4 protein-coding genes and 5 pseudogenes are annotated in these 5,136 nt (G+C 51.9%); all 9 read right to left on the bottom strand.

The window, feature by feature from the left end:
• Positions 1 to 55: 55 nt before the first annotated feature.
• Positions 56 to 331 (bottom strand): annotated as a pseudogene (locus E5329_RS28075) (type IV secretory system conjugative DNA transfer family protein); the annotation flags it as partial.
• A 114-nt stretch (positions 332 to 445) separates the two neighbouring features.
• A pseudogene (locus E5329_RS28070) lies at positions 446 to 1,292 on the bottom strand (PD-(D/E)XK nuclease family transposase).
• A 76-nt stretch (positions 1,293 to 1,368) separates the two neighbouring features.
• Positions 1,369 to 1,554 (bottom strand): transposon-encoded TnpW family protein, encoded by a 186-nt coding sequence (locus E5329_RS28065; protein ID WP_135992431.1) that lies wholly within the window; start codon positions 1,552 to 1,554, stop codon positions 1,369 to 1,371.
• A gap of 30 nt (positions 1,555 to 1,584) precedes the next feature.
• Positions 1,585 to 2,442 (bottom strand): annotated as a pseudogene (locus E5329_RS28060) (ATP-binding protein).
• Positions 2,439 to 3,176, bottom strand: coding sequence for a phage replisome organizer N-terminal domain-containing protein (locus E5329_RS28055; protein WP_135992430.1), 738 nt, complete (start codon positions 3,174 to 3,176; stop codon positions 2,439 to 2,441). Before E5329_RS28055 ends, E5329_RS28060 begins: the two are co-directional and overlap by 4 nt.
• A 122-nt stretch (positions 3,177 to 3,298) precedes the next feature.
• Positions 3,299 to 3,698, bottom strand: a pseudogene (locus E5329_RS28050) (cysteine-rich VLP protein).
• Positions 3,679 to 3,849 carry a hypothetical protein gene (locus tag E5329_RS30205; RefSeq protein WP_168356807.1) on the bottom strand — a complete coding sequence of 57 codons (171 nt, stop codon included), beginning with the start codon at positions 3,847 to 3,849 and terminating at the stop codon, positions 3,679 to 3,681. The pseudogene E5329_RS28050 and the gene E5329_RS30205 overlap by 20 nt, the downstream one beginning before the upstream one ends.
• 113 nt (positions 3,850 to 3,962) lie before the next feature.
• Positions 3,963 to 4,700, bottom strand: a pseudogene (locus E5329_RS28045) (MobA/MobL family protein); the annotation flags it as partial.
• Between the two features lie 174 nt (positions 4,701 to 4,874).
• Positions 4,875 to 5,057 (bottom strand): DUF3847 domain-containing protein, encoded by a 183-nt coding sequence (locus E5329_RS31325; RefSeq protein ID WP_330572401.1) that lies wholly within the window; start codon positions 5,055 to 5,057, stop codon positions 4,875 to 4,877.
• Positions 5,058 to 5,136 lie beyond the last annotated feature (79 nt).

Genomic DNA, 5,136 nt, shown 5'->3' with positions numbered 1-5,136 from the left:
AGATAGATTACAAACAAGCCCGCGCGGAACGAATGGGTTCCGCTTACGAGCGCACCGCAAACTCATCAAGAAGGCAGGTAACATACGTCTTTAATGCCCCTCCGTTTTCCAACTCCCTGTCACAGAGGACATTGAACATCTGCGTATAAACCATGGACGCGATGAAATTAAATGTCTTATCTGTATCGGACACGATACAAAACAGCGCTGTCTTGCGGTCGCCCAACTTATCCAGCTCCAGCTCGTCATCCATCATCATGTCCCTGACTTCCTTAATGTCAAAGGGAGTCATTCTTGCACCGCAGCTAATGAGTATGCTTTTCGCCGTCTTGCAAGTGACGTTTTGTAAAGGACTTTTTAATCAAATTCACAGAAAATTTACATTTCAGGGCAAAAAAATAGAGCCAGGAACCCGTTTTTTAGATTCCTGGCTCATTAGTGCTATTTACATATTCTGGTCTGTTTTCAATTTTCTCACTTCGTCAACTGAAAGGCCAACAAATTCCGCAATCTTTTCAAGCGTTATTGTCCCATCTTTCAGCATTTTCTTTGCAACATTTATCATTCCTTCTTTTAATGTCTGATTTCTCATATCTTCCATAGCACGGCACATAATCTCGATTCCCTCCTTGCTCTCTTTGAAAAATCTCACCCTGTCCGCCAGTGTCCCATAGTACATATCCGCTGCGTCTGTCTGTGCAGGAGAAGTCATGCATTAACTTCCCGATTGGCATATCGCTGCGGTAAGCGCCATTTACATACAGTATGTGCGAACCGTCCTCAAATCTTTCCCCGGTTCCTAAAAAGCACCGCTCAATCGGATAAAGCGGCAGCCCTTTTCCCATTACGTCATTTTCCGTGATAAAGATTGCCCACGTTTCCGGCAGCTTGTCGAAGTCCTCGCCTTTCTTCAAAAGGTTTGCGTCCATCATGCTGCTGTTGTACCTTGCCCTTTTTCTCCCGGCTCCTTTGTCGGAGCGCTGTACCTCCACATTCAGTTTCGCCCCTGTGCTGTCCGTAGCCAGGATATCCAGCCTCACCGAACGGTTCAGCAGGTTCTCCACAAATACCTGGGTGCGGACGTCCAGCACCTTTAAATCCGGCTTTTCCAGCACAATCTGCAATACCAGTTCTATGCTTGCCGTATCTCCCTCAAAACACTTGGTGAGGAAATCATCATCAAGCAGGCGAAAGCCTCTTAGCCTCTGTAAATCTTCCTGATGTTTCTGGTCTATCTGTTCCGTCACTGTCAATCTTCCCACCTGCTTTCCCTTCTGTTTTCGTATCTCCATACTACCATAAACCTCCTGATTTTACAAGCCAGGAGCCAGCGCATTTCTGATTCCCGGCCTGTTTCTATTATCGTTTTTACATCTGCCGTATCTCATTTTTCAGCATACGCTTGATTTTGTCGCTCATGGTTTCCTTGCTCGTCTTGCTGAAATGAACCCGCACAATGTAGGTAGTCCGTCCAATCTTCTTCACCTGTGCGGGAGCGTCCTTTGCTGGTACTGCTGTGGTGGTAGTGTCCTCTTTGATTTTCTCGCTTCCCATAAATCCTCCTTTTCATGCAATCAGTTTATATTATCCCTTCCTCACAATCTCCTTCGCTGCCGCTTTGGTCGCCCTGGCTCCTTCCTCCCGGAAATTTTTACCTGAAAAGAGAACCGGCGCACACCGTTCCAGTATACGGTCATAAATCCTTGCGTGGGCAAGGTCTGGCGGGTTCTTGATTTCTTCCAGTTTCAGGTTTGTCGTGACAATCAGCGGCTTCTTGCTCCGATACCGGCTGTCAATGACGGTGAAAATCTGCTCCATGGCGTACTCGGTACTGCGCTCCACGCCTAAATCGTCAATGACAAGCAGGCTGTAATCGTCCAGGCTGGCGATAAAGGCCGCCCTGTCCTCGGCAAACACGCCGGTCAGCCGGTTCAGGATAGAAGGGAAATTCGTCATCAAAACCGGCACGTCACGGTCGAGCAGGGCGTTGGCGATACAGACGGCAAAAAAGGATTTCCCGGTTCCCACGTCACCAAAGAGCAGAAAGCCGGTATTGCCCCAGTGCGCCTCTTTTCAATGCTCCACATAGGCGTGCGCTTTCTCCATGACGGGATTCTGGCCGTTATCATTGGAGAAAGTGCAATCATAAAGGTATCTGTCCTGAAGCCCCTGCGCCTTCCGGCGTTTGACGCTCTCCATGCGTTCCCTCTGTTCCTCCATGGCTTTCCGTTCCTCCTGCGCCTTCTGCTGGCAGGGGCAGAGGCGGCGGGGCATGAAATAGCCGGAGCCTCCGAACCTGGGCACAACGGTCTGGCGGCTGCCATGGCATTTCTTACAGTGGATAAGCCCGTCAGCTGGTTCTATGCATTCGTCCCCGGCAAACTCCATATCCCCGGCGGCCCGGTCTATGGCCGCCCGGACTTCTGCGGTAATCTCTATCATATGGTTTCTCCTTCCTCCACGCTGTAATCCCGGTTCCGGGCAGGCGGTTCCTCTTTCTTTTTGTCGGCGTTCGCCCAGCGCCGGATTGTGGCGGTGTGGTTCTTATATCCTTTTCCGCTGGATTCCATGTACTCGGACAACCGCTCAATGTACTGCTCCCAGAGAGAGGGAAGCTCCGTCTGGAGTCCTGCCAGTTCTGCAGAAGATAGAAATACATTCCGGTATCTCCCAAAGGTGTGTGCCATATCTCCCTCTCTATTCTCTATACTCTCATCTCTATACTCTAATATAGGCGGACATTTGTCCACACGGCCATTGGACGGACAAATGTCCGTTCCTCCGGACGGGAGCAGGTTCTGGCGTTTCAGCCTCATACGCTCTTTTTTCTTCCGCTCCCCCTCGCTGGACGACTGGCCGACCAGCAGCTGGATGTCGCTCATGTAATAGGCCCCGTCCGTCAGTATTTCCACAAGGCCGAACTCCTGGAATATCTTCAAAGCCCGCTCCACCGTTCCTACCTGATGCCGGGTAAAGGTGGCTATGGCCTGCACGGTATGGGGCAGGCAGTCATTCAGCAGGAGTACGCCGTTGCTTTTCAGGGACATTAAATACATCTTGAGCAGGAGATTGGAGTACAGAAGGCCGTCCTGCATACGCTCCAGGATGACCATGGTTTCGCTGTTATAAAAATTCTCTTTCAACTTGAGGTAATAAAATCGTCGATTCTCTGTCATTTGGTTGCTCCTTTGGTTCAGAATGGGTTATTTCGGCTCCTGTACGAATTTTAATGGGGCTTTTGGGGTGTCAGTGATAAAAAGTATTGCCTCCCCTCCGACACGCTCCAAAAGTGCTTGATTTACAAGGCTTTTTCCGCTCCTAAATGTGTAGAATCATGGTATCTTTTCCTTTGGCGTTCCGCCTCCTTCCTCCGGCGCACCCTGGCGGCGCATTCCCTACAGTATTTCGCCCGGTTGGAGCCGGGTAGGAAAAGAGCGCCGCACTCGCTGCACCGTCTGCTTTCCAGCCGATGGTAAAGGGCCGTTTCCAGCTGGTGGTCTAAAGGCAGCACCGCCGCACGGAACCAGCGGCAGAGCAGGGAATGGGAAACGCTCTGGACACAGACGCACCCGTCCCCCCTCGTCAAGCGCCATACACTGGCCGTTGTCGTAGTTGCAGCGCTCACGCGCCAGCCGCCTCGCCCTGCGGTACTGTCGGTAGTCCATGGCCGGGATACGCTCACGCCGCCTGTTTCCCATATCTCACCTTACAGCGGCACAAAGGCGGTCGCCCCTCCCTGAAAAGGAAAACCGGCTCCGGCGCATTCACCCCCGTAGGCGCTGGCGGCGTAGGCGGCATGGGTATCTTTACGGTGATGGTGATTGTCATAGTGATAAACTGCTGTGTCATAATTCCTGTTCCTCCTTCTTTCTGGCCGGTTCTGTTTCCGTCCTGGCCAACTGTTCCGCTGTCTTTTTCAGGTTCTCCACCGCCTTGATGTCCTCCCTCATGGATTTCATTTTCTAGTACTGCACCGATTTCTCCGCTTTCAGGCGGTCAGCCTCGGCCTGCCATTTTTTCGGGGTGACTTCTTCGCCTGTGGCTTTCAGCTTTTCCAGATACCGGACAGCGGCCTCATATAATGCCAATTCCGCACTGTGCTTCCGCTCAAACTGCCCCTTTTTCTTCCCCGGCTTCATCTTGTCAAGCTGGCGGTGGGTTCCTTTGTTCCTCTCGTATTTCTCCCACATGGAGAGATGTTCGTCCAGCACTTTGATACGCCGTTCGGCGGTGACAATCTTCCCACGCAGGGAATAGTAATCTTTGTTCATGGCGGCCACTTTTTCATAAAGCTGCTCCATGGAAATGATGTTGTTGCCGTTCAGGAAATTAAACAGGGCGGCGCTTTCTTTTAGGTTCCTTATCTTCCCATACCGGGAGCCGGGTTTCCCGGCTGACAGCTGCGCCTCGTAAATCTGCGCCATGATGCTGTCTTTTCCTTCCGGTTTCCCCGCCTGCTCCTTCGTCCATTTGTAGAGCCGGGTAATCCGTGCCTTGATTTCCTTCAGCAGCTTATTGTCGGCGGCAATCTGGCGGTTGACATTTCCCTTCTCCGTGGCAATGCCTTTCCGCTCCATCTGGCTGGCGGCAACTCCCAGATGGATGGAGGGTATCTTGTCAATGCCCTGACGCTCGTAGGAGCGATGGTTAATCCGTTCCGGCCTGCCAGCAGCCTCCAACGCTCTGTTGGCGTAAGCAGCCCAGGCAGCCCTTCACCTCTCTACATTTCCCTTGTCGTTCCAGTAGGTGGTGTCCTCCCGGTGGCTCTTCCAGCCGCCTTTGCCGTTGGGGATTCTCTGGCCGCTTTCGTCCAGTTCGTAGACCTTCCGGCAGGCGGGAAACGGCGGATAAAAATGCTTTGGCTTCCTCGCTGGTCATGACGGCAGTGGCAGGGAAGATACTTTCCAGAATTGCCCCATGCTCATCAGGCGGTGTGTCCTGGCTTTCCGCTCTGCGTCCGTTTTCCGGTTCAGGAGAATCTTCTGGCGGTTCTCTAACTGGCGGATTTCCGTCTTTACTTTTTCCTGCTGGTTTTTCAGCTTTTCTATATCTGGCATTTGTAATCACCTCCTTTCGGACAGTAAAAAAGTGTCTTCGACACTTCAGCCCCCTAGCCCCCATTCATGGGGGAATTAG

It is taken from the genome of Petralouisia muris (assembly GCF_004793545.1).
Classification (GTDB): Bacteria; Bacillota; Clostridia; order Lachnospirales; family Lachnospiraceae; genus Petralouisia; species Petralouisia muris.
Note: the sequence above shows the minus strand (reverse complement) of the source record. Positions and strands in the feature narration are given on the sequence as shown.

Coding starts and splice junctions, on each gene's coding strand:
- E5329_RS28065 (WP_135992431.1), bottom strand. CDS start 1,554: ATGGGAAGCGAGAAAATCAAAGAGGACACTACCACCACAGCAGTACCA.
- E5329_RS28055 (WP_135992430.1), bottom strand. CDS start 3,176: ATGACAGAGAATCGACGATTTTATTACCTCAAGTTGAAAGAGAATTTT.
- E5329_RS30205 (WP_168356807.1), bottom strand. CDS start 3,849: ATGACACAGCAGTTTATCACTATGACAATCACCATCACCGTAAAGATA.
- E5329_RS31325 (WP_330572401.1), bottom strand. CDS start 5,057: ATGCCAGATATAGAAAAGCTGAAAAACCAGCAGGAAAAAGTAAAGACG.